The 22,586-nt window shown below is 63.4% G+C and carries 19 protein-coding genes; 8 read left to right on the top strand and 11 right to left on the bottom strand.

Going from position 1 to position 22,586, the window contains the following annotated elements; translation table 11 throughout:
* Window positions 1-245 precede the first annotated feature (245 nt).
* Genes F2P47_RS15850 through F2P47_RS15840 form a run of 3 tightly spaced genes read left to right on the top strand, consistent with a single transcriptional unit; the run spans window position 246 to window position 3,191 of the window.
* Window positions 246-893 (top strand): response regulator transcription factor, encoded by a 648-nt coding sequence (locus F2P47_RS15850; protein ID WP_152217358.1) that lies wholly within the window; start codon window positions 246-248, stop codon window positions 891-893.
* The gene (locus F2P47_RS15845) at window positions 890-1,735 is read left to right on the top strand and encodes a thermonuclease family protein (RefSeq protein ID WP_152217357.1); all 846 of its coding nucleotides are present in this window, start codon (window positions 890-892) and stop codon (window positions 1,733-1,735) included. Before F2P47_RS15850 ends, F2P47_RS15845 begins: the two co-directional genes overlap by 4 nt.
* Entirely contained in the window at window positions 1,704-3,191 is a 1,488-nt protein-coding gene (locus F2P47_RS15840; RefSeq protein ID WP_185681159.1) for a M48 family metalloprotease, read from the top strand. Before F2P47_RS15845 ends, F2P47_RS15840 begins: the two co-directional genes overlap by 32 nt.
* A gap of 66 nt (window positions 3,192-3,257) precedes the next feature.
* On the opposite strand, the gene F2P47_RS15835 is transcribed toward F2P47_RS15840, so the two are convergent.
* The 5 genes from F2P47_RS15835 to F2P47_RS15815 all read right to left on the bottom strand — a co-directional run bounded on the left by F2P47_RS15835 (window position 3,258) and on the right by F2P47_RS15815 (window position 9,267).
* Window positions 3,258-4,340 carry a CarD family transcriptional regulator gene (locus F2P47_RS15835; protein ID WP_152217355.1) on the bottom strand — a complete coding sequence of 361 codons (1,083 nt, stop codon included), beginning with the start codon at window positions 4,338-4,340 and terminating at the stop codon, window positions 3,258-3,260.
* A 488-nt stretch (window positions 4,341-4,828) separates the two neighbouring features.
* Window positions 4,829-5,167 (bottom strand): ferredoxin FdxA, encoded by a 339-nt coding sequence (fdxA, locus tag F2P47_RS15830; RefSeq protein ID WP_152217354.1) that lies wholly within the window; start codon window positions 5,165-5,167, stop codon window positions 4,829-4,831.
* A gap of 62 nt (window positions 5,168-5,229) precedes the next feature.
* Window positions 5,230-5,691 (bottom strand): tellurite resistance TerB family protein, encoded by a 462-nt coding sequence (locus F2P47_RS15825; RefSeq protein WP_152217353.1) that lies wholly within the window; start codon window positions 5,689-5,691, stop codon window positions 5,230-5,232.
* Between the two features lie 6 nt (window positions 5,692-5,697).
* Window positions 5,698-6,099 (bottom strand): RNA-binding S4 domain-containing protein, encoded by a 402-nt coding sequence (locus F2P47_RS15820; protein ID WP_152217352.1) that lies wholly within the window; start codon window positions 6,097-6,099, stop codon window positions 5,698-5,700.
* A gap of 9 nt (window positions 6,100-6,108) precedes the next feature.
* A complete protein-coding gene (locus F2P47_RS15815; protein WP_152217351.1) occupies window positions 6,109-9,267 on the bottom strand; it encodes a helicase-related protein in 3,159 nt (1,052 codons plus the stop codon).
* 306 nt (window positions 9,268-9,573) lie between these two features.
* Here F2P47_RS15815 and F2P47_RS15810 point away from each other — a divergent pair, with 306 nt between their 5' ends.
* A complete protein-coding gene (locus F2P47_RS15810) occupies window positions 9,574-10,869 on the top strand; it encodes an acyl-CoA dehydrogenase family protein (RefSeq protein WP_152217350.1) in 1,296 nt (431 codons plus the stop codon).
* Between the two features lie 69 nt (window positions 10,870-10,938).
* Here F2P47_RS15810 and F2P47_RS15805 read toward each other — a convergent pair whose 3' ends face one another.
* Window positions 10,939-11,646 carry an SEL1-like repeat protein gene (locus F2P47_RS15805; RefSeq protein WP_152217349.1) on the bottom strand — a complete coding sequence of 236 codons (708 nt, stop codon included), beginning with the start codon at window positions 11,644-11,646 and terminating at the stop codon, window positions 10,939-10,941.
* 299 nt (window positions 11,647-11,945) lie between these two features.
* On the opposite strand from F2P47_RS15805, the gene scpA reads away from it, so the two are divergent.
* Window positions 11,946-14,102, top strand: a complete 2,157-nt coding sequence (scpA, locus tag F2P47_RS15800; protein WP_152217348.1) for a methylmalonyl-CoA mutase — start codon at window positions 11,946-11,948, stop codon at window positions 14,100-14,102.
* Window positions 14,103-14,240: 138 nt separating this feature from the next.
* On the opposite strand, the gene F2P47_RS15795 is transcribed toward scpA, so the two are convergent.
* Window positions 14,241-15,116 carry a DUF3108 domain-containing protein gene (locus F2P47_RS15795; protein ID WP_152217347.1) on the bottom strand — a complete coding sequence of 292 codons (876 nt, stop codon included), beginning with the start codon at window positions 15,114-15,116 and terminating at the stop codon, window positions 14,241-14,243.
* 158 nt (window positions 15,117-15,274) lie between these two features.
* Between F2P47_RS15795 and meaB the strand changes: the two genes are divergently transcribed.
* The 3 genes from meaB (at window position 15,275) to F2P47_RS15780 (ending at window position 17,586) form a co-directional block, all read left to right on the top strand.
* Window positions 15,275-16,273: a methylmalonyl Co-A mutase-associated GTPase MeaB gene (meaB, locus tag F2P47_RS15790; RefSeq protein WP_152217346.1), complete on the top strand. Its 999-nt coding sequence runs from the start codon at window positions 15,275-15,277 to the stop codon at window positions 16,271-16,273.
* Between the two features lie 219 nt (window positions 16,274-16,492).
* Complete coding sequence (gene rpmB, locus F2P47_RS15785; RefSeq protein WP_152217345.1) at window positions 16,493-16,789, top strand: 50S ribosomal protein L28; 297 nt, start codon at window positions 16,493-16,495, stop codon at window positions 16,787-16,789.
* 107 nt (window positions 16,790-16,896) lie between these two features.
* A complete protein-coding gene (locus F2P47_RS15780) occupies window positions 16,897-17,586 on the top strand; it encodes a VUT family protein (protein ID WP_152217344.1) in 690 nt (229 codons plus the stop codon).
* Here F2P47_RS15780 and F2P47_RS15775 read toward each other — a convergent pair.
* From F2P47_RS15775 to F2P47_RS15760, 4 genes are all read right to left on the bottom strand, one after another.
* Window positions 17,504-18,646, bottom strand: a complete 1,143-nt coding sequence (locus tag F2P47_RS15775; RefSeq protein WP_185681158.1) for an esterase-like activity of phytase family protein — start codon at window positions 18,644-18,646, stop codon at window positions 17,504-17,506. The genes F2P47_RS15780 and F2P47_RS15775 overlap by 83 nt on opposite strands.
* A 160-nt stretch (window positions 18,647-18,806) precedes the next feature.
* Window positions 18,807-20,723 (bottom strand): cobaltochelatase subunit CobT, encoded by a 1,917-nt coding sequence (cobT, locus tag F2P47_RS15770; protein ID WP_152217342.1) that lies wholly within the window; start codon window positions 20,721-20,723, stop codon window positions 18,807-18,809.
* Window positions 20,724-20,770: 47 nt separating this feature from the next.
* Complete coding sequence (gene cobS, locus F2P47_RS15765) at window positions 20,771-21,766, bottom strand: cobaltochelatase subunit CobS (protein ID WP_152217341.1); 996 nt, start codon at window positions 21,764-21,766, stop codon at window positions 20,771-20,773.
* 148 nt (window positions 21,767-21,914) lie between these two features.
* A complete protein-coding gene (locus tag F2P47_RS15760; RefSeq protein WP_152217340.1) occupies window positions 21,915-22,586 on the bottom strand; it encodes a J domain-containing protein in 672 nt (223 codons plus the stop codon).

Raw genomic sequence — 22,586 nt, 5'->3', positions numbered from 1 at the left:
GGCATCCCAGCCGGTTCATGTAGACCGATGCGCTAGGGCCCTCATCGAAGGGTCTTCTCCATGCGATCAGATTTTCAGCCATCAGCTCTTTACCCCAAACCGAAACTGGGTCAAAACCAACAGTGTATACGCCTAAAGGTTGTCGCCAGTTGTGTGTTCCATGTTTCACACGCTTTGGTTGAGCCGATCGAATTGGGCTCTGCGCCGCCGCGCGGAGATCGGCATGCAGAGGGGGAGCGTATGTGATGAAGGTTCTGATTCTCGGAACGCAGCCCGTCTATTGCGAAGGGCTTGGCGCCATTGCCGGCCGTCTCGAGGCGCAGCCGGACGTCACCGTGTCGACCGGGTCGCAGGCGCTCGCCGAAGCGGATGCGAGCGGCTACGACCTTGTTCTGGTCGAACTGAATGCGGGCTCGGCATCTGCGGAAGCTATGGCCACGCTTGAGAAGTTCGCGCGCCTGCCGCTTGCCAGGCTCGTCGTCTTCAGCGATCGCGATACGCCGAACTTCGTGCGCGAAGTCATGGAATTCGGCGTCAAAGGTTTCATCCCGAAGAGTCTGCCGACCAATCTTGTATTGAGCGCCTTGAGGCTCATCGAGATGGGCGGGCGCTATGTGCCCGACAGCGTGTTGAGTTCCAGGCCGGAAGGTTTTGCCGAAGCGCCAGAGGCTTTTCACGGCGGCAATTTCGACAAGCTCACGCCGCGTCAGCGTGAGGTTCTGGACGAAATGGCCAAGGGTCGTTCCAATCAGGAGATCGCACAGGTGCTCGGCATTTCCGTCGCCACCGTGAAGCTGCACGTCAATGCGGTCCTGCAGACGCTCGGTGTGCGCAACCGGACGGAGGCGGCGCTCATCGCGCAGCGTGTCAAGGCGCCCGTTCCCGGCGAATGAGGCTCAGCCACATCAGGCTACTCACGTTTCTCGCGGCGAGTTTCGCCTGCGCATTTGCGGGCGCGGGCGAGGCTTGCAATCTCAGGCCCGGCGAAGCGCTGCTCCCGCGCGAGATTGTCGATGGCCAAAGCCTCATTCTCGCCGATGGGCGCGAGGCGGTGCTCGCTGGCGTCGAGGTGCCACCGCCCGGCGAGGGGCGCGGACAATATGCGCAAGAAGCCCAAGGACTTCTTGCCGATCTTCTGCGCGACGGCGCGCGCATCGCTTATGACAAGACGCGCGAGGATCGTTACGGCCGGCTCCAGGTCTTTCCGCTGCTCGGCGATGGGCAAACGGCGCAAGCCCGGCTGGTCGCCGCGGGTCTCGCCCGCGTCATGAGCACACCGGACAATCGCACATGCATCGGGGAGCTTCTTGTGCTCGAGGCGGAAGCCCGCGCCGCACGTCGCGGGCTTTGGAGCGATCCTTTCTTTGCTGTCGTCGATGCGGGAGATCTGGCGGGCCTGCATCGTGCCGAAGGGCGCTTCGTGATCGTCGAAGGCGTCGTCGCGGACGCGGCATCCGTTCGTGGACGGCTCTATGTGAATTTCGGCGCGGATCGTCGTCGGGACTTCACGGTGACAGTCGCGCCCGCCGCAGCTAAGCTTTTCAAGGCTGGCGTCTGGCCTTCGATTCTCGGTCATCCGACAACGCTTGTAGGCCGCGTAACACGTGTGCGCGGCTTCCTGGAGAGTTTCAACGGGCCCGAGATCACGGTGACGCATCCTGAGCAGATCGAGTTTCCGGAGCATGGCAAGGAAGCGGCGAATAGTGGCGGACGAACGCGCCGGTCGAGCGATTGAGGCGATGCGCGGTCTGCTGCCATTGTTGATGCCGGCAGCACTGCTGATGGGCCTCGCAGCCTGTACGACGAACCCCGCTACCGGCAATGTGCAGCTCGCGCCCCTCATGTCCGCCGAAGATGAAGCGCGTGAGGGCGCGGAGGCGCACCCGAAAATCGTCGAGGCCTATGGCGGCGTTTATGACGACCCGCGCCTCGGCGCCTATGTGGCCGAGGTCACGGCGCGGATTGCAAAGGGCGCAGGCGGAAATGGCATCACCTATCGCGTCACCATTCTCAACAGTCCCATCGTCAACGCCTTCGCGTTACCGGGCGGCTATGTCTATGTGACACGCGGCCTTCTCGCGCTGGTCGATGACGAGGCGGAACTGGCGGGCGTCATCGGCCATGAGATCGGCCATGTGATTGCGCGGCACGGCGCACAGCGCCAGACAGCTGCGCTGGGCGCCTCCGTAGTGGGGGCCGTGCTCGGCGCGGTTGTCGGTTCATCGGCGGTCAGTCAGGTCGCGGGGGTGGGCGGCCAGGGGCTTCTCGCCGGCTATTCGCGCGATCAGGAATATGAGGCCGACGCGCTGGGTGTGCGCTATCTCGCGCAAGCCGGTTACGACCCGCAAGCGGAAGCTGACTTTCTTGAGGCCATGGCGGGCGACCAGGCGCTCAGCGACCGCATCAAGAACCGCAAGCGCGACACCTCCGCGGGGGACTGGTTGGCGAGCCATCCGGCGACGCCCGACCGTGTGAAGGCGGCGCGCGATCATGCCGATGAGTCCGGTGTGGCGCCGGGAACCGGCGAGCGCAATCGCGACGCGCTCTTTCGTGCTGTGGATGGGCTGATCTATGGCGATGCGCCGGAGCAGGGAATGGTGCGCGGTCGGCGCTTCATGCATCCGGGGCTGCGCATCATGTTCACGGCGCCACCGAACTACACCATCACCAACGCGATGAAGGCCGTGATCATGCAGGGCCCTGATGAGGCGATTGTGAAGTTCGATATGGCGAAGAAGGATCCCGCCGTCGAGATCGGGGCCTATCTTGGTTCCGTCTGGGCCGCCGGCACCGACCTCTCGAAGATCGACCGTTTCACGCTCAACGGCATGGGTGCGGCGGAGGCGACGACGCAGTCCGGCAAATACAATGTGCGCCTCGTCGCGGTCGAAGGGACGCCCGACACAGCCTATCGCTTCCTGATGGGGGTGCCGCCCGCGGCCGGGACGCGGCAGGATGGCAAGCTGCGCGAACTGGTGCAGAGCTTCCATCGCCTGTCCGAAGCCGAGGCGCGCGCTGCGAAGCCGCTGCGCCTGCGCATTGTCACCGTCGCCCACGGCAAGACGGCGGAGACGCTCGGCACACGGATGGAGTTTGCGAATTTCAGAACCAAACGGTTCCGCGCCCTGAACGGCCTTCGCGCCGGCGAGCAGCCGAAGGAGGGCATGAAAGTCAAGATCGTCAGCGAGTAATTGGCCGCCTCAAGAAAAAAGCCCGGCTTTCACCGGGCTTTTCGTATCTCAATGTCGAAGCGCGTTTCAGGCGGCTTCGTTCTCATCATCGCCTTCGGTTTCAGTCTCGGCGGCGGCCTTTGCGGCCTTTTCGCCACGGCCGGAGCCGCCCTGCAGCGCCGCCTCGACGCGCTGGATCGCTGCATCTTCGCCGATCCGTTCGACGACAGCTACTTCGCGCGCCATGCGGTCGAGTGCCGCCTCATAGAGCTGACGCTCCGAATAGGACTGCTCGGGCTGACGCTCGGAGCGATAGAGATCGCGCACGACCTCAGCAATCGAGATCAGGTCGCCGGAATTGATCTTGGCTTCGTATTCCTGGGCGCGGCGGCTCCACATGGTGCGTTTGATGCGGGCGCGGCCACGCAGCGTCTCGATGGCGTTGTCGACGACAGCAGCGTCGGAGAGCTTCCGCATGCCGACTGCTTGCGCCTTGTTGGTCGGAACGCGCAGGGTCATCTTCTCCTTGTCGAAGTTGATGACGAAGAGCTCAAGCCTGTGCCCTGCGACTTCCTGCTCCTCGATGTCGAGGATCTGACCGACGCCATGCGCGGGATAAACAACGAATTCTTTCGCCTTGAACGCAGGCTTGGTCACTGGCTTTTTCTCTTCCTTACGGGGTTCAGTCTTCTCGGCGGTTTTTTCCGCAGATTTCTCCGCCGCATTCTCGGGCGACTTGGGTGCAGCCTTGGCGGCGGGTGCGGGCGTTTCCACCTTCTGAGGCTTCGCCGCCTCCGCCTTGGGGGCGGCAGGCTTCTGCGCCGCGGGCTTCGCCTTGGCGGCGGGCGCGGCGGCAGTCAGCTTTGCGGCGGGGGCGGGCTTCTTTTCGGCGGGCTTCGGCGTGGCCTTGCTCCCGGCAGGCTTGGCAGGCGCTACCTTGGCTGCCGGCTTCGCCGCTTTGGCGGCGGGCTTCGCAGCGACCTTGGCAGCCGGCTTCGCGGCGGGCTTTGCAGCTGCCTTGGCAGGTTTCGCCGCAGCGCTGGCGGGCTTGGCCGTGGATTTGGTGGGCGTGGCTTTGGAAGGGGCGGCCTTGGCAGTTTTTGCCTTGGCGGCGGGAGACTTGGCCTTCGCTGCTGTCGACTTGGGAGTCGTCTTCGCTTTGGTCGTCATAGGTTTTTCCTAACCCAACGAGCCGTCCGGGTATTCCGGCCGGTGTGGTCCCGTTCACGACACAGAAATAGACCTTCGAGAAAACCGCCCTCGCGTTCCCCGCGCCGTCTCTGACGCCACAGGGAACCTGACCGTCCTGCGACCCACTTGCATAAAGCACCGATGCAGGGGACGGAAAACAATCCGCCGCAGTCAGTAGGTCATTCTGATCTCGAAACGATCAGGGTGTCGACCCGGAGCACTGGTCAGCCAGATTACTGGTCAGAACGTCGGTTTGCGGATGGGCTCGTTGGTTCGCGCTCTGTCTCGCGAAATTTCATTTTCATGAGACAAAATATCATAAAACTCCCCTCAAGGGAAGGCGAACGTCACAAAAGCCATGCATAAACAGGGGGATAGGTTAGGACCATCAGGCCACCCCCTTTACAACCCAAAGCTGTAGATCCCGGGCCGGAGCGCGTGAAGCGTCCGGCATTTTCGATGCGGGATCAGTCGCCCTCGCCGGGCTCCGCGCTGAAGAACTTCTCGAATTTGCCTTCGACGCCCTGCCAGTCGTCGGCATCTTTCGGGGCTTCGCGCTTCACGGTGATGTTCGGCCACTTGGCGGCATATTCGGCGTTCACGTCCAGCCACTGTTCAAGGCCCGGCTCGGTGTCCGGCTTGATCGCCTCGGCAGGGCATTCCGGCTCGCAGACGCCGCAGTCGATGCACTCGTCGGGATGGATGACGAGCATGTTGCTGCCCTCGTAGAAGCAGTCGACGGGGCAAACCTCCACGCAATCCATGTATTTGCAGCGGATGCAGGCATCGGTCACAACATAGGTCATCACATTCTCCATGACGCCGCGCCGTTCCGCGACGTATGCGCTTCAGTTGTCTCGGGTCCGGCTTAGCGCCGGGGCTCGATCCCGAGCCGGGTCATCACACGCTGGCGTGCTTGCCCGGATTCGCGATCGGGAACGTATATCAGCCCCGCGACGCGCCGCAACAGGTTGGCTTCAAAGTCGTCGAGGACGCCATCCGCATAGACGACCTCCCACATCTTCTCGATCAGCGCGATGCGTTCCTGTTCGTCATAATCGCGCTTGATGGCCTGTGTCCAGCGGAAGAGGTCCATTGTCTTTGCTTCTTCCGCTTCCGCCTCCGCAATGAGCCGGTCGACGTCCCAGGGCGAGAGCTGGAAGCTCTCGGCGATAATGCGCCGAATGGCATCGCGTTCGGCACCGGCAAAATCGGCATCCGTCGTTGCGGCGCGAACGAGAAGGGCGGCAACCGCGACTTCGAGATTGTGAAAGCGTCGGCCCTGATGGGGTTCCGCGCCGGTCAGAAAAGCCTTGATGCGATCAAGCATGAATAGTCACTTATCGTCGCCTAGCAGAGCATCGGTCTGACGGCGTTCCCTCTTGGTCGGGCGTCCACTGCCTGCTTCGCGCACCGGACCGGTCTTCGGCGCGTCGGATGCGTCACGGGGCCGCGGTGGATCCATATCCTCGTAAAGCGTCTGCGCTTCGGGCGCGGGCCCGCGCCGCGTTCCGGGCTTCAGCACCTTGACCACGCGGATATGGGGTCCCAGCGGAAAAGTCAGCACGTCATTCGGCCGCACCATGCGGCTCGCCTTGGCGATGCGGTCGCCATTAAGTCGCAGCTTACCCGCGGTGACGAGCGCGGCGGCGAGGGTGCGGCTTTTCAGCAGCCGGGTATACCAGAGCCAGCGGTCGATGCGTTGACCGCCGCTTGCGAGCTCGCCCTCATCCGACATCGCCGCAGATCAGTTGCCGCGCACGCGCTCTTTGAGCACGGCCAGCGCTGCGAAGGGTGAATCCGGGTCGATCTCGCGCTCACGACGTGGGGGCTTGGAGGAATATTCGCGCCTCTCAGCTCCTTTACCCTGACGGTCATCACGATCCTTGCCGCCGTGGCGTGGCTTGCCGCCCTTGCGTTCGCCATCCTTGCGGCCACCCGCCTTGTGCTCACCATGGCGCTCATCGCGCTTGCCACCGGCATCGGCGCGCTTCTCGCCATCACGCTCGCGATTGGGGCCTTTGTAGCGTTCGCGGCGCGACTGCGCGTCGACGCCTTCCGCACCTTCGGGTTTGCGCTCGCGACGTGGGCGCTGCTCCGGCTTGTGGCGCCGGACAGGCCGCCAGATTTCGAGTTCGACGAGTTCGTCCTCGGCTGCGGGCGTCGCTTCGGCAGCAGCCTCGGTCGTCTCGGCCGGGGCGGCCTCCTCGGGAGCGGCTTCCTGCGAAACGGTCTCCTCGTGCGCCATTTCCTCGGCGGCAACGGTTTCTTCCGCCGCGACGATCTCTGCTTCGACCGCTTCGGCTTCGGTCGCAACCGCTTCCTGTGCGGGTGCTTCCGTTGCAACCGTCTCCGGCGCAACGGTCTCAGCCGCTCCGACTTCGGGCTTTGCTTCCGAGCCGGAATTCTTCACCACGACGATCAGAGGCGTGGTCGGCGCGATGGGCTTTTCGGCGGCGGGCTTCGGCGGCTTCACCTTTTCGAGGCGCTGTCGATAGCCGAGGCCCTTGAGCAGGTTCGCGAATTCCTCGCCCGAGCAGCCGACCAGCGACATCATGGCGGGGGTCACGACGAAGCCGCCATTGTAGCTGCGGTCCGCGATAACGGGCCGGATGAGATCGGCAATGCGCTCCAGCATGTCGAGGCGCACGGCGCGGCCGCCGCAAGGGCGGAAGCCGAGCGCTTCATAGAAGCCGGCAGGCGCAGTCGTCTCGCCCGGCACCGAGGTCAGGCCCGGCGTCGGCGGCTGTGGCAGATCGGCGAAGGGATCGGCCACGTCTTTCCGCGTGAGCGCCCAGAGCGTCAGCAGAAGGCGCGCGGGCGCGGGCTTCAGCAGCGCCGGCATGAAGATCGAATAGCTACCGAAGCGCACACCATATTTGCGCAGCTGGCCACGCGCCGCCTGATCGAGCGCGCGCACGTCCTCCGCCACCTTTTCGCGGCGGAGCGAGCCAAAATTTTCCACGAGGCGGAAAGCGATGCCGCGTGCAAGGCCCACCACATCTTCGGCATCCCGAAGCGCCACGAGCGGCGCGAGAACGCTTGCGACATGGGCCTTGAGCCAGGCATCGAGCCTTTCTGCGACGGCTTCACGCGAGGGGCCATGCAGCTCCTCGCCCGCGACGATCTCGATGCGGGGGACCAGCGGATTGTCGCTCGCCTTGAGTTCCGCCACCGGGCTTCCGTCCCAGATTAGCCGCCCGTGCTCCGACAGGTGAATGTCGAGATCGGGGGCCGCCGCGAGCCTTGCCGCGCGGGCCGCAATCTCGAGCGCAATCACGGGCTCGGAAGCTGCACGCAATACATTGCCATGCACGCCTTCGGCCTTCAGATCGGGCACAAATACAAATCCCTGGAGGCGGCCTACATACTCGCCTTCCACCAGAACTTCACCGTCGCTATTTACCGCCGCCATAAGATCCTCGTTCTGGCGCAGACGCTTCATCAGGACGCTGGTGCGGCGGTCTATGAACCGCTGCGTCAGGCGCTCATGCAAAGCGTCGGAGAGCTTATCCTCTATCTCACGCGTGCGCTCCTGCCAATGCGCAGGATTCTGAAGCCAGTCAGCACGGTTGGATACGTAGGTCCAGGTCCGGACATGGGCGATGCGGGTTGCAAGTGTGTCGATGTCGCCATCCGTACGGTCGACGCGGCCCAGTTGTCCCGCCAGCCAGTCCTCGGAAATCTTACCGGAATCGCGCATCAAAAAGAGATAAATCCGCGTCAAAAGGTCCGCATGTTCGCTTGCAAGCGTCTTTCTGAAGTCCGGAATCTGCGCGACTTCCCATAGTCGCCGGATTGCCGCAGGGGAACGCGCAAGGTGTGCGACGTCGTCGTCGCGCATCATCCGCTGGAGCGCTTCTCCGTCGTCGCCGCTCTGCGCGCGGGTCAATCCAGGCCTGTCGGGGGCGCGTTCGAGGCTTTTTACGAGGGCCGCGACGCTGCCGAATTCCAGATGCGGGTTGCGCCATTGCAACACATGCTCGGCGTCGAAGAGGTGGTTTTCGATGCGCTCGATCGTGTCCGCGGCCAGGGGCGTCGCCTCTCCGGTGACGCCGAAAGTGCCGTTATTCATGTGGCGCCCGGCGCGCCCGGCGATCTGGGCGAGTTCGGAAACGCGCAAGGGCCGGTGTTGATGGCCGTCGAATTTCGATGTCGAGGCGAAGGCCACATGGTCGACATCCATGTTGAGGCCCATGCCGATGGCGTCGGTGGCGACGAGAAAATCGACGTCGCCCGACTGGTAGAGCGCAACCTGCGCGTTGCGCGTGCGCGGGCTTAGCGCACCCATGACAACGGCCGCGCCGCCGCGCTGGCGGCGGATCAATTCCGCGATCGCATAGACCTGATCGGCGGAAAAGGCGACGACGGCAGAACGGCGCGGCAGCCGCGTGAGCTTCTTCGAGCCCGTCCAGGACAGTTCAGAGAAACGCGGGCGGCTCACGAAAATCGTGTCCGGCAACAGCTTCTGGATGAGGCCATGCACGGTTTCCGAGCCGAGCATCATGGTCTCGGAAAGGCCGCGGGCGCGGAGCAGCCGGTCGGTGAAGGTGTGGCCGCGTTCGCGGTCTGCGGCGAGCTGGATTTCATCGACGGCGAGGAATTGTACCTCGCGTTCAAGCGGCATTGCCTCAACGGTGCAGATGAAATAGCGAGCACTGGCGGGCAGGATCTTTTCCTCGCCCGTGATGAGCGCCACGGCGCCCGCGCCCTTCACCTTCACAACACGGTCATAAACCTCGCGGGCGAGCAGCCTGAGGGGCAGGCCGATCATGCCTGTCTCATGTGCCATCATCCTCTCGATGGCGAGATGTGTCTTGCCGGTATTGGTAGGCCCGAGCACAGCTGTGATGCGGCGGGCTCGTGCGAGACCGTCCGATGCTGCTCCGGGGTGGGTGATGCTCATTTCAGCTACATGCTCCGCCGGAACAATCGACGCAAGGGCCTCCTCGCGCAAGCCTTCCGCGTCAGGCAGGGGCGTTAAGACTTATTACCCGATGTTCCGGAATATTGCGCGAACGAAGCATGTCCGAATCGATGACCGCTTCGTTTTCCGGCTTCGTTCACGGCTAAATCTTGTGGTCGGACAAGAGGTTAAGCGGACGAAGCGTTAACGTAGGGGCAAGTGTCGGCGGACTTTCGTCCGCAAAGCCGCAGTCTATAGTGGGGCCATTCCTATTCCAGAAAAGAACCAATAACGGGAGGACCAAGCATGGATTTCACGATCCCCAGGGAGATTACCGACTATCTCGCGGTACTCGACGATTTCATCGAAAAGGAAATCAAACCGCTTCAGGCGCGGGACGACAATGAGCGGTTTTTCGACCACCGCCGCGAGCATGCCCGGACCGACTGGGACAATCAGGGCCTTCCGCGCCATGAGTGGGAGGAACTGCTCGGCAGGATGCGTAAACTCGCCGACAAGGCGGGCCATCTGCGCTATGCGCTGCCGAAGGAATATGGCGGCCAGGATGGCACCAATCTCGGCATGGCTGTGATCCGCGAACATCTTGCGGCCAAAGGCCTCGGCCTTCACAACGATCTGCAGAATGAGAGCTCGATCGTTGGCAACTTCCCGACAGTGCTGATGTTCCGCGATTTCGGCACCGAAGTGCAGAAGAAGACGTTCATTCCCGGCTCGCTCGATGGGTCGATCCGCGTTGCCTTCGGCCTGACCGAACCCGATCATGGATCGGATGCGACATGGATGGAGACGGTTGCGCGTCCGGAAAAGCGTGACGGCAAGGATGGCTGGCTCATCAATGGCCGCAAGATGTGGAACACGGGCGTTCATGTCGCCACGCATGACTTTGTGTTCGCGCGTACCAGCGGCAAGGATGGCGATGCGCTGGGCATCACCTGCTTCATTGTGCCGATGGATGCGCCGGGTGTGGAGATCGAGGAATATCTCTGGACCTTCAACATGCCGACCGACCACCCGCGCGTTGCATTCAAGAATGTCTGGGTGCCGGATGGCGACTACCTCGGCGATATTGAGCGCGGGCTCGAACTTGCGCAGCATTTCGTGCATGAGAACCGCATTCGCCAGGCGGCGTCCTCCGTCGGCGCGGCGCAGTTCTGCATCAACGAGAGCGTGAAATATGCCAGACAGCGCAAGCCTTTCGGCAAGCCTCTCTCGGTCAATCAGGCAATCCAGTTCCCGCTGGTCGAATTCCACACCGAAGCCGAAATGATCCGCACCCTGATCCTCAAGACTGCCTGGCAGATGGATCAGATGCCGAAGCCCGACGTCGCGAAATATCTCTCCGACAAGGTTTCGATGTGCAATTACCGCGCGAACCGTCTCGTCTGCGAGGCGGCGGACTTCGCCATGCAGGTTCACGGCGGCATGGGCTATTCGCGCCATATGCCTTTCGAGCACATCTACCGCCACCATCGCCGCTACCGCATCACGGAAGGCTCCGAGCAGATCCAGATGCGCAAGGTGGGCGGTCATCTTTTCGGCATGATCGGCGGCAAGGGCGCGCAGAAGAAGGCTGCCGAATAAGGCTCGAGCCCTTTGGACAAAATGAGAGCGGCGGTGAGATGACCGCCGCTCTTTTTCTTTCGGGGAAGTTTAGTAGCCGTCGCCCGCGTTATTGGACTTGAGCAGTGAGTTGACGGCGTCCATGTCCGGGCCCTTCGACTTCATCCGTACGCGGCAGGTGGCGGCCGTTTCCGCGGAGAGCTTGTCGCTGGGCTGCCAGTAGCTCGGGGCCCACGCGCTGACGCGCCGGTCGGCAGCGGAGCGCTCATCTGCGGTCAGCAGGGCGCGCAGCTCCTCTGTGATGTTGCCTTCGGGGCGAACGCCGAGCGAGAGAAGCGAGGGGTTGCGGACATAGAGCGTGTTCCAGGCCGCAGCTTCAACATTGTCCTGTTTGGCGATCTTGCCCTCAAGATAGATATGGGCGAGCGCCTTCTGCGCGTCGGGCCAGCCGGCATCGGCCGCGCGCTTCAGCCACAGGAGGCCCACCTCGTCTTTCTTTTCGCGCAGGAGGCATTGGCCGAGCGAGGTCTGTGCGCCCTCATAGCCATGGCCGCGATAGGCGAAGCAGGTGAGCGTGTTCAGCGTTTCGGACGAACAGTCGCCGCCATCGGCCTTCGCGAGGGTGTTGGCGTAAAGCGTGCCCGCCGGGTCGCGCTCCTCGAGCGTCGGGACCAGATTGCCATTGGTATCCCGCCGGAGCGCCCCTCCCGTGGCGTTGCTGCAGGCGGCGAGCGCCAGAGCGCCGAGGCAGATGGATGCCAGGGTTAGGGTCCTGAACGCGGGTCGAACGAACTTCATGGGCTTCCCTTCCGGTGGCGGCAAATGCGCGCCGGGCCTGATTTTCTGATGTTTGCACCAACGGGGTTGGCCCCTCGTCTCCGTCGATGGCCGCAGGGGCAGCGCCATGGTGCCCGCGAAAGGGGCCAAGCCGCAAGTGAAGTTCGGGCAAGGCTGACGTAGCGGTGTCTGGGCTTTGGGCCCGCCACCCGTTCCGGGTTTGACCCCCGCCACCGCTTCTCCGATACTCCGCCCGCCTTTAGGGGGCAGGACCCCCATGTTAGAGTGGCAACAGCGAAATTCTGAAGAGAGTGAAGACGATGTCCGGCAAGAAGACCGTCAAGGATTGGGAAGCATCGGTCGAAAAGCAGCTGAAGGGCGCGGGGCTTGCCTCGCTGACCTGGCACACGCCGGAAGGCATCGACGTGAAGCCGCTCTATACAGCCGAGGACCTCGAGCGCCTCGCCGCAGAGGGCTATGACGCGAATACGCTGCCGGGCTTCGCGCCCTTCACGCGCGGGCCGCAGTCGACCATGTATGCGGGCCGTCCCTGGACCATCCGCCAGTATGCAGGCTTTTCGACGGCGGAAGAGTCCAACGCCTTTTATCGCCGCAACCTCGCCGCCGGTCAGAAGGGCCTTTCGGTCGCTTTCGACCTCGCGACCCATCGCGGTTATGACAGCGACCATCCGCGCGTCGTCGGCGATGTCGGCAAGGCGGGCGTCGCGATCGACTCGATCGAGGACATGAAGATCCTTTTCGACCAGATTCCGCTCGACGAAATGTCTGTCTCGATGACGATGAACGGCGCGGTGATCCCGATCCTCGCCAATTACATCGTTGCTGCCGAGGAGCAGGGCGTTTCCCAGGACAAGCTCGCGGGCACGATCCAGAACGACATTCTCAAGGAGTTCATGGTCCGCAACACCTATATCTATCCGCCCGAGCCTTCGATGCGGATCATCGCGGACATTATCGGCTATTGCTCGAAGCACATGCCGAAGTTCAACACGATCTCGATTTCCGGCTATCACATGCAGGAAGCCGGCGCGACGCAGCTTCAGGAACTTGCCTTCACGCTGGCCGACGGCCGCGAATATGTGCGCGCCGCACTGAAGGCCGGTCTCGACGTCGACGAGTTCGCGCCTCGTCTGTCCTTCTTCTTTGCCATCGGCATGAACTTCTTCATGGAAGTGGCGAAGCTCCGTGCCGCGCGCTTGCTCTGGTCGCGCATCATGTCGGAGTTCGGCGCGAAGGACCCGAAGTCGCTGATGCTGCGCACGCATTGCCAGACGTCTGGTGTCTCGCTCACCGAGCAGGACCCCTACAACAACGTCATCCGCACGACCATCGAGGCGCTGGCCGCGGTGCTCGGCGGCACGCAGTCGCTGCACACCAATGCGCTCGACGAGGCGATTGCGCTGCCGACAGATTTTTCGGCCCGCATCGCGCGCAACACGCAGCTCGTCATTCAGCATGAGACGGGTATCACCAATGTCATCGACCCGCTGGGCGGCTCCTACTACATCGAGAGCCTGACCCATGCGCTGGCGAGCGAAGCCTGGAAGCTCATCGAGGAAGTCGAAGAACTCGGCGGCATGACCAAGGCGGTCGGCACAGGCATGCCGAAGCTCAAGATCGAGGAAGCGGCGGCCCGCAAGCAGGCGCGCATCGACCGCGCCGAGGAAGTCATTGTCGGCGTCAACAAGTACAAGCCGGCGAAGGAAGACCCGATTGAAATCCGCGATATCGACAATGCGGAAGTTCGCGATGCGCAGATCGCGCGTCTGAAGAATATCCGTGCGTCCCGCGACGAGGCGAAGTGCCAGGCCGCGCTCGACGCGCTGACCGAAGGCGCCAGGGGCAACGCCAATCTCCTCGCACTTGCCGTCGATGCGGCCCGCGCCCGCGCGACGGTCGGTGAAATCTCCGACGCAATGGAAAAGGTCTTCGGCCGGCACCGCGCCGAGATCAAGTCGATCTCGGGCGTCTATGGTCAGGCTTATGAGGGAGACGAGGGCTTCATGCGCATCACGAAGGAAATCGAAGCCTTTGCGGAAGAAGAAGGCCGTCGTCCCCGCATGCTGGTCGTGAAGATGGGTCAGGACGGCCATGACCGCGGCGCCAAGGTGATCGCGACGGCGTTTGCTGACCTGGGCTTCGATGTCGATGTCGGGCCGCTCTTCCAGACGCCGGAGGAAGCCGCGCGCGACGCCATCGAGAACGACGTTCATGTCGTCGGCATTTCGAGTCAGGCGGCGGGCCACAAGACGCTGGTGCCCGCACTCGTCGACGCGCTGCGCAAGGAAGGCGCAGGCCATATTCTCGTCGTCGTCGGCGGTGTGATTCCGCAGCAGGACTATGAGTTCCTGAAGAAGGCGGGCGCTTCCGCAATTTTCGGTCCGGGTACGAATATTCCCGCGGCCGCCTCCGAGATTCTCGCACTGATCCGCGAACAGGCGAAGCAGTCGGCCTGACGCTCTGGCATTGGTCGAAAAGAGATCGATGTATGGCCCGTCTGAAAATCAGGCGGGCCATACATCATAAGAGCCCGCCAGTCGCTTCGCCGGTTGTGCGCGCCTCAGGTCGCTTCTCGACGAAGCACGGGTGCAGAGTTACGGCCGGGGCAGGGGGAGTCTGTATGAAGACACTTCCTCGGCAGGTCGCGCGGCGATCCGTTCGCTGACATTTGCAAGTTCCATAACCGCGCCGCCAAGGGGCGTGCGGAGCTGTAGCCTGACCGGCATATAGACGCGGCCGCCGTCGAAAGGCGCGAGCCACACCGTCATGCCGTCATTCTTGCTCAGCATTTCGGTGAATTTCCGCCGCTCGATCGGTGCCACCGGCACATAACGGATATTGCAGGCGATCGCCTTTAACGGCTTGCCGAGGCCGCGCGGCGTCATCGTGACCTCTTTGGCGTAAGTGAGCTTGAGGTCGTAGCGCCTGCGGCCATCGAAGACGGGAATGGAACGCTCGCAGGGATTGGCGTTCGCAACGACCGGCACGAGGAGGGCGCTTACCGGGTCCTGTGTGGCGCGCTGCTGATAGGGCATCACGTCGGCGAGGTCGCCCGGCTCATAGGGCGGCGTTGCCGTCAGATGGGGCATACGGTCGCCGTCATAGGCGAGCATCACCTTGCGCGCGCTGTGCGTATCCCAGCTGTCGGACCGGTAGCTATGTGGGCGCACCTCGGGGGCGGCCAGCTCTCCTTCGCTGGCGAGCTTGAATTCGGCCTCGTAAAAGGCTCGGGGAAGCCCAGCCGTCGAAAGGAGCGCATTCAGCCGGTACTGATCGCCGTCGAGCCGCGCCTCGACGTTTCCTGTCGCGAAGAGAAAGCCGCCCAGATAGATCGTGAACTGAGCCTCGATGTCGCTGGCGGGCCCGGGCTCATCCATGGAGGGCGAAGCTGCCAGATTGCCGGCGAAGCCTGCGAGCCCCAATGGGAGCGCCAAGGCGGCGATTGCGGTCCATCTGCCGAATTTTTTCATCTCAGCATCCCGGGGCCAGTCCCTAAAAAGCGGGGTGTTTTCGACAATATAGGCATTTTTCGGCAGGATTGAGGCTCAGGTGTCTTCCCAAAGGGGCGTCGGGCCGAGTATGCAGCTTGGGAGGGCCGCTGATCGCGGAGACGGGAAGAACGCTGCCGATGAAGAGAAAAGAAGCCGATCCGGTTGAGCTTGCCGATCGCATCCGCAAGGGTGAGCGAACGGCGCTTGCCCGTGGCATCACGCTGGTCGAATCCTCTCGCGCCGATCATCAGGCGCAAGCCCAGGCCCTGTTGGCCGAGCTTCTGCCCGATACCGGCAAGGCGATCCGCGTCGGCCTGTCGGGCGCGCCGGGCGTCGGCAAGTCGACTTTCACCGAGGCTTTCGGAACCTTCCTCACTGCGCGCGGCCATAAGGTTGCCGTGCTTGCCATCGACCCGTCCTCGGCCCGCAGCGGGGGCTCTATTCTTGGCGACAAGACGCGGATGGAACAGCTCGCCCGCGACCCTAATGCCTTTATCCGTCCTTCGCCGGCCGGCCGCACACTGGGCGGCGTGGCGCGGCGCACGCGCGAAGCCATGCTGCTCGTCGAGGCGGCAGGCTTCGATGTGGTGCTGATCGAGACGGTGGGCGTCGGCCAGTCGGAAACGTCGGTCGCCGATATGGTGGACATGTTTGTGCTGCTGCTCTCGCCCGGCGGTGGCGACGAGCTGCAGGGCATCAAGCGCGGCATCATGGAGCTTGCCGACCTCATCGTGGTCAACAAGGCCGATGGCGACCTCATTCCGGCGGCCAAGCGCGCGGCGATGGAATACAGGGGCGCCCTGCATCTCATGCGTCCGAAGAACCCCTATTGGACGCCGGATGTGAAGCTCGCCTCCGCGCTCAAGGGCGAAGGGCTGGAGGAGGTCTGGGCGGCCGTCGAGGCGCACAAGGCGGCGCTGGAGGCTGGCGGCGAGATCGAGCGGGTCCGGGCTCTCCAGGCGCGGGCTTGGATGTGGACGGAGATCCGCGAGGGGCTCTTTGCGGCTCTCAAGGCCAATGAGGAAGCCGCCCATCTCATCCCGCTGCTCGAGGCCGAGGTGGAATCGGGCCTGACCACGCCGACGACGGCGGCGAGGCGGCTGCTGAGGCTGGTTCTCGGCCCCGAATCGGCCTGAATGGCAGATTCTTGAGCTTTCAGGGGCCTTTTCAGGACCTTTGGGGGCTTTCGGGCAGGCCACCCCTTGACGGGTCCGGGCGGGCCTTTTATACGTGCCCGCCTGCGGTTGCGCGTTCTTCGCGGCATCGCACGAAATTCGTTAAACCCTGAGGGATCGGGTCTGGCCGGCGAAACTCGCTACGGGCCGTTCTCTCTCTGAACCGCAAGGAATGGTCCAATGTCGCGCGTTTGCGAACTCACCGGCAAGGCCGTGATGTCTGGCAACAATGTGAGCCACGCGAACCGCAAGACGCGGCGCCGGTTCCTCCCGAATCTCTGCAATGTTTCGCTCATCAGCGACACGCTGGGCCGTCAGTACTCGCTGCGCATCTCGGCGCATGCGCTGCGCTCGGTGGAGCACAATGGCGGTCTCGACACGTTCCTGCTGAAGGCCCGTCCGACCGACCTCTCGACCCGCGCCCTGAAGCTGAAGCGCGACATCGAGAAGGCGAAGGCCGCCGCCGCGCAGGCCTGATAGAAATTTCTCGATAAGAGAGTTAACGGGCAGCCAAGGCTGCCCGTTTTGCTTTTCAGCGCCCCGTCGTAACCGCTAAGCTGGCCGCACTTCCGGGGGGAAGTTGGATGATGCTGGACAGTGGGGTCGAGCGGCGGCCGCCGCCTGCGCGGGCAGGGGTTGTCTCGCGAATAATCACGGTGATCGGGCAGCTCGTTCTGCCTGTGCTTTCGCTCGCCGCTACGCTGGCGCTGGCATGGACGTGTCGCGCAGAGGTTGCGACGGACTTCCGCTTCCTGAGGGATATGCACCCATCGCTGGATCCGACGACTGACAGCTGGCTGACATGGGGCGCGCTGCTGCTGCCTGCCACCTTCTTTGTGCTCAACCTGATCAACCGCCGCTACGGCTCCGCGCTGGCGTTGGGTGCCGCGCTGCTCACATGGGTCTTTATTGCAGGCGGTCTCGTCTGGGCGCTGCGCGAGGGGTTCGTTCACGAGTTGAGCGAGATCGCGCCTGTGCGGATCATGGGCGCCTTTGTCGGCGCCATGCTGCTCGGCCAGATCGTGAATGTCAGCTTCTTCGACTGGTTCAGGGGCATTCCCTGGTGGAAGGCGCCCTTCGTGGCGGCTTTGCTCGGCGGGCTCACCTTCACGCTGGCCTTCCATTTGGCAATGGGCAGTGGCTTCGACGAGGTGGCTCTGCCGCGCCTTGCCGCGCTTGGCGGTCTTCAGCTTATTTGGGCTTGCTTTCAGTTGGTGCCGACAAAGTTTTTGCGCCGAGCGATCCGTCCTTGCCCAGGCTATGGGGGGGCGTGAGCGTTTCCGGCTTCAGCCGGAACATCACCAGAAGCGTCCGCTGCAGCGGATTGAAGTTGTCGTCCGAGATCGCATAAATCCAGACATTGCCCTTTTCGTCCTGACGGACCGCGAGACCTTCCATGTTGTCGATCGAGCGACGCTGGCCGACATCGAGCAGCACATTGCCATCTGCGACCGCACCGGGGCGCACGGCGTCTTCGCGGATCAGGCGCAGCTGCATGCCAGCCCCCGCGAGCAGTGAGAAGCGGCGTTCGAGCAGCAGAAAATCGCCATTGGGGAGGCGCGCGACATCGGTCGGGTGATAGGGGTCGTGCAGGCGGAAGGAGAGACGCTTAAGTTTGTTTCCCTCGGCGATGAAGGCGCGCACATTGCCGCGCGGGTCACGCGAATTCTCGGAGACGAGGAGAAGCCGGGTTTCCTTGATGCCGGGCTTCTGCTTCAGGATCGTTAGCGCCTCGAGACCGGCATTGGTATTGAGCTTGCCGAGCTGGCGCTCGGAGATGATTTGCTCGGCCTTTGCCTCGAAACCGTCCTTGCCGAGGTTGTAGCGCAAGACGCGATGCTGACGCTCGAAGCTCACATAGGCGTTCGCCTTCAACGGGTCGGGGCCGTCGACGGTGAGACCTTCGGCATCGGCGAGATATTTGCCGGTGAGTGGCTTGCCATCGCTGCCGAGGAGCGGTGCGATCTTCGCGTCGCCCATGCCGGAGAGGCGTCCTTTCTCGTCATAGAGAAGCTGGCCAGTAAGCCATGTGGCCTCGTCCGAGATGGCGAGGAGCGTCGAGCCGTCGGCGCTGATGGCGAGACCCGACCAGCCGCCGAAGCGCTTGTGCGTCGAGCTGAGTTCGATCTCGCCTGCCCATTCGAGTTCGCCAGCCTCGGTATCGCTGCGGCTCTCGGGGTTCCAATGGACAGGGTGGGTGGAGAGGTCGATCGGCGTCGGCTGGGCCCAGGCCGGCGAAAGCACCTGCGGGGAAAAGAATGCCGCCGTTACAAGCAGAGCGGCAAATGAACGCCGCGCGGCGCCATCCCGCAAAATACGCTTAGGCCACTGCATAGTCCCACATCCCTCACATCCACCACGCCTCGGCCCCCACGGTTGGCCAAACGCGCCGCGCATCATATCGGGGCCCGTGCGATGCACAAGCGCCGGGCCGTGGCATAAAAGCAATCGACAGGAGCAAAGATGGAGACGCGGCGCAGCGCCGCGTCCGGCGTCAGCGGATGGCGCGGGCGCCGCGCGCGGCAATGGGGCCGCCCTGGGCTTGAATCTTGGAGACTGACCTGCCGCCGCGCTTCGTCGCGGATTCGTCGTCGAAGAGCTCGGCGAGCTTTTCGGTCATCACGCCGCCAAGCTGCTCCGCATCGACGATGGTCACGGCGCGGCGGTAATAGCGCGTCACGTCATGCCCGATGCCGATGGCGATGAGTTCGACGGGCGAGCGCAGCTCGATCTGCTCGATGACGCTGCGGAGATGGCGTTCGAGATAGTTGCCCGCATTGACGGAAAGCGTGGAGTCGTCGACTGGCGCGCCGTCCGAAATCACCATCAGGATGCGGCGCTGTTCGGGCCGGGCGAGAAGGCGGTTATAGGCCCAGATCAGGGCTTCGCCGTCGATATTCTCCTTGAGGAGTCCCTCGCGCATCATCAGGCCGAGATTGCGCCTTGCGCGGCGCCAGGGCGTGTCCGCCGCCTTATAGATGATGTGCCGGAGGTCGTTGAGGCGTCCGGGCATGGCGGGCTTGCCGTCGGCGAGCCACCGCTCACGCGCTTGTCCGCCCTTCCAGGCGCGCGTCGTGAAGCCGAGGATCTCGACCTTGACGCCGCAACGCTCGAGTGTGCGCGCGAGAATGTCGGCGCACATGGCCGCGACCGTGATCGGGCGACCGCGCATCGAGCCTGAATTGTCGAGAAGCAGCGTCACCACCGTGTCGCGGAAATTTGTGTCGTGCTCCACCTTGAAGGAGAGCGCGTGGAGCGGGTCGATGACGACACGGGTGAGGCGCGCGGCATCGAGAAGGCCTTCCTCGAGATCGAATTCCCAGGTGCGGTTCTGCTTGGCGAGCAGACGACGCTGAAGCCGGTTTGCAAGGCGCGAGACGACGCCCTGCATCTGTTGGAGCTGCGTGTCGAGATATTGGCGCAGGCGGCCAAGCTCTTCGGTGTCGCAAAGATCTTCAGCCGAGATCACCTCGTCATATTGCGAGGTAAAAATCTTGTAGCTCGGCTCGCGGTTGCGGTCGTCGCCCTGTCCATTGGGACGCCAGGGCTGATTACCTTCGCTCGTCTCGTCGGTCTCGCCGTCGCTCGGAACTTCGTCGGACTCGACCTCTACGGTCTGCTCTTCGCCTTCCTCGCCTTCGCCCTCGCTATATTCCACCTTGTCGGCGGAAGCGCCTTCGGGTTGCTCGGCTTCGCCGGACTGGCTCTCCTCGGACGACTGATCGGAATCGCCTTCCTGATCGTCATTGTCCTCGGACTGCTGGTCCTGCGCCTGGCCAAGCTCGTCGGCCATATCGAGATCGGTGAGAATGTCGCGCGTCGCACGGGCAAATGCCGTCTGATCCTCGATGATCTCGTTGAGGCGCTTCAGGTCCTTGCCGGCCTTTTCCTCGATCCAGGGACGCCAGAGATCGACGAGCGTCCGGGCCGAGGGCGGCGGCGCCTCGCCGGTCAGCTGCTCGCGCACGATCATGGCGACAGCTTCGGAAAGCGGCGCTTCCTCGCGCGTCTTGATGCGGCCATAGCCACGCGACTGGCAGCGCTGTTCGAGCGCGGCGGTCAGGTTCTGCGCCATGCCGGCCATCTGGTTCGCGCCGATCGCCTCGCAGCGTGCCTGCTCCACAGCTTCGAAGACGGCAAGCGCATTGCCACCTTCCGGCTGGAGGCGGGCGTTGATCTTGTCATCGTGATGGGCGAGGCGGAGTGCATAGGAATCGGAAACGCCGCGCACCTGCGCGACTTCTTCCGGCGGCAGTGTGCGGCTGGGCAGGGGCAGGCGCGCGCGAAGGCCGCGCAGTCCCGGCGGCTCGGTGCCGAAGGTGACTGCGAGCTCAGCGTTCTCCGCAATCGTGCGCATGGTTGTCGTCAGCGCGCGCTTGAAGGGTTCGACTGGGCCTTCTTTGCTTTTCATTGTCCCTATGCTCTTTGCCGGACTGGTGTGCAGGTCAGGCGTTCAGTTCAGGCGACCATGACCTTGGCGGCCGAGTCAGGCAGGTCCTCGCCGAAGCAGCGCTGATAGAACTCGGCAACGGTCGCCCGCTCCAACTCATCGCACTTGTTGAGGAAAGTGACGCGGAAAGCAAAGCCGATATCGCCGCCGAAGATCTGCGCGTTCTCGGCCCAGGTAAGCACGGTGCGCGGGCTCATCACGGTCGAGATGTCGCCATTGATGAAGGCCGAGCGCGTGAGATCGGCAACGCGGACCATGGCCGAGAGCTTCTTCTTGCCCTCTTCCGTCTGATAGGCCTTCGACTTCGCCACCATGATGGCGACTTCGGCGTCGTGCGGCAGATAGTTCAGCGTCGTCACGATGTTCCAGCGGTCCATCTGACCCTGGTTGATCTGCTGCGTGCCATGATAGAGGCCCGACGTATCCCCGAGGCCGACCGTGTTTGCCGTCGAGAAGAGGCGGAACGCCGGATGCGGGCGGATGACGCGGTTCTGGTCGAGCAGCGTCAGCTTGCCGGCGACTTCGAGGACGCGCTGGATGACGAACATCACGTCCGGGCGGCCCGCGTCATATTCGTCGAACACAAGCGCAACCGGGTGCTGCAGCGCCCAAGGAAGAATGCCTTCGCGGAATTCCGTCACCTGCTTGCCATCGCGCAGGACGATCGCGTCCTTGCCGACGAGGTCGATGCGGCTGATATGGCTGTCGAGGTTGATGCGGATGCAGGGCCAGTTGAGGCGGGCCGCGACCTGCTCGATATGGGTCGACTTGCCCGTGCCGTGATAGCCCTGAACCATCACGCGGCGGTTGTAGGCAAAGCCCGCGAGGATAGCGAGCGTGGTGTCGCGGTCGAAGAGGTAGTCCGGATCGAGGTCCGGCACATATTCATTCGTCTGCGAAAACGCAGGGACCTGCAGATCGATGTCGATCTTGAAAACGTCGCGGACGGAAACGGTCTTGTCCGGGCCGTTCTGGGACATGCTGCCTGTGACTTCTACGCTCATCTTCTCTGCTTCCCAAATCCTGTATGCGGTCGGCGCGGCCGGGTAACGAAATCGATGAAGTGCCGAACGCCTGCTCCGCTCATTATGCAGCCCCGCGCAAGGCCGGGGGCATCAAACTTGCCCTCTTGCCGTCAAAACCGCTCTGTATTCAGCAGAAGCCGCTCTTCCGGAGGTAATCATAGGCCTGGATTACCTTGCGCAGACGCTCTTCGGCGGATCTGTCGCCGCCATTTGCGTCCGGATGGTGCTTTTTAACAAGTTCCTTATACCGGGACTTGATCTCGTTCAAGGTTGCCGCTTCCTCGAGCCCGAGAGTTTGCAGGGCCTGCCGTTCGAGGGTGCGGGGTTTGCGGCGGCCTGGCTTCGGCTCTTCCGGCTTTGCCCCGGGGATTTCCCCGCCGAAGAAGCCGAAAGCATCGTGAAACGGCGCGCCGCGGTGGAGATGTGCTCCCGCGCCCCGGGCATAGCCGGGGGCGGCGTTGACGCCGAGGCCCCAGGTGGGACGGTGGCCGGTCAGGGCGTCTCGCTGGAATGCCGCAATCTCCGCGTCGCTCATGCCCTGGAAATAATCGTAGTTGTGGTTGAACTCGCGAATATGGTCGGCGCAGAACCAGCGGTACTGGTTGCGTGCGTCCTCGCCTTGACGTGCCGCGTTGCCGGGCGCCCGGTGGAGGCCAACGGCGCCGCAGCCGGCCCATTCACAGCGTCGTACCGCCGTCTTGTTCTTGACGTCGGCGCGCGCGGCAGGGCCGCCTTCACGCCCGCTTTGTTTGCGCGGGGCGATGCGGATGCTGTCAAAATATGTCGAGTTCAGTTTCAC

It is taken from the genome of Parvibaculum sedimenti, assembly GCF_009184905.1.
Lineage (GTDB): Bacteria > Pseudomonadota > Alphaproteobacteria > Parvibaculales > Parvibaculaceae > Parvibaculum > Parvibaculum sedimenti.
Note: the sequence above shows the minus strand (reverse complement) of the source record. Positions and strands in the feature narration are given on the sequence as shown.

What these genes read in the sequence shown, in the direction of transcription:
- meaB (WP_152217346.1), top strand. Translation starts at nt 15,275, where the DNA reads ATGAAGAGAAAAGAAGCCGATCCGGTTGAGCTTGCCGATCGCATCCGC.
- cobT (WP_152217342.1), bottom strand. Translation starts at nt 20,723, where the DNA reads ATGAAAAGCAAAGAAGGCCCAGTCGAACCCTTCAAGCGCGCGCTGACG.
- rpmB (WP_152217345.1), top strand. Translation starts at nt 16,493, where the DNA reads ATGTCGCGCGTTTGCGAACTCACCGGCAAGGCCGTGATGTCTGGCAAC.
- F2P47_RS15825 (WP_152217353.1), bottom strand. Translation starts at nt 5,691, where the DNA reads ATGCTTGATCGCATCAAGGCTTTTCTGACCGGCGCGGAACCCCATCAG.
- F2P47_RS15775 (WP_185681158.1), bottom strand. Translation starts at nt 18,646, where the DNA reads ATGCAGTGGCCTAAGCGTATTTTGCGGGATGGCGCCGCGCGGCGTTCA.
- cobS (WP_152217341.1), bottom strand. Translation starts at nt 21,766, where the DNA reads ATGAGCGTAGAAGTCACAGGCAGCATGTCCCAGAACGGCCCGGACAAG.
- F2P47_RS15815 (WP_152217351.1), bottom strand. Translation starts at nt 9,267, where the DNA reads ATGAGCATCACCCACCCCGGAGCAGCATCGGACGGTCTCGCACGAGCC.
- F2P47_RS15780 (WP_152217344.1), top strand. Translation starts at nt 16,897, where the DNA reads ATGATGCTGGACAGTGGGGTCGAGCGGCGGCCGCCGCCTGCGCGGGCA.
- F2P47_RS15805 (WP_152217349.1), bottom strand. Translation starts at nt 11,646, where the DNA reads ATGAAGTTCGTTCGACCCGCGTTCAGGACCCTAACCCTGGCATCCATC.
- scpA (WP_152217348.1), top strand. Translation starts at nt 11,946, where the DNA reads ATGTCCGGCAAGAAGACCGTCAAGGATTGGGAAGCATCGGTCGAAAAG.
- F2P47_RS15850 (WP_152217358.1), top strand. Translation starts at nt 246, where the DNA reads ATGAAGGTTCTGATTCTCGGAACGCAGCCCGTCTATTGCGAAGGGCTT.
- F2P47_RS15835 (WP_152217355.1), bottom strand. Translation starts at nt 4,340, where the DNA reads ATGACGACCAAAGCGAAGACGACTCCCAAGTCGACAGCAGCGAAGGCC.
- F2P47_RS15820 (WP_152217352.1), bottom strand. Translation starts at nt 6,099, where the DNA reads ATGTCGGATGAGGGCGAGCTCGCAAGCGGCGGTCAACGCATCGACCGC.
- F2P47_RS15810 (WP_152217350.1), top strand. Translation starts at nt 9,574, where the DNA reads ATGGATTTCACGATCCCCAGGGAGATTACCGACTATCTCGCGGTACTC.
- fdxA (WP_152217354.1), bottom strand. Translation starts at nt 5,167, where the DNA reads ATGACCTATGTTGTGACCGATGCCTGCATCCGCTGCAAATACATGGAT.
- F2P47_RS15795 (WP_152217347.1), bottom strand. Translation starts at nt 15,116, where the DNA reads ATGAAAAAATTCGGCAGATGGACCGCAATCGCCGCCTTGGCGCTCCCA.
- F2P47_RS15845 (WP_152217357.1), top strand. Translation starts at nt 890, where the DNA reads ATGAGGCTCAGCCACATCAGGCTACTCACGTTTCTCGCGGCGAGTTTC.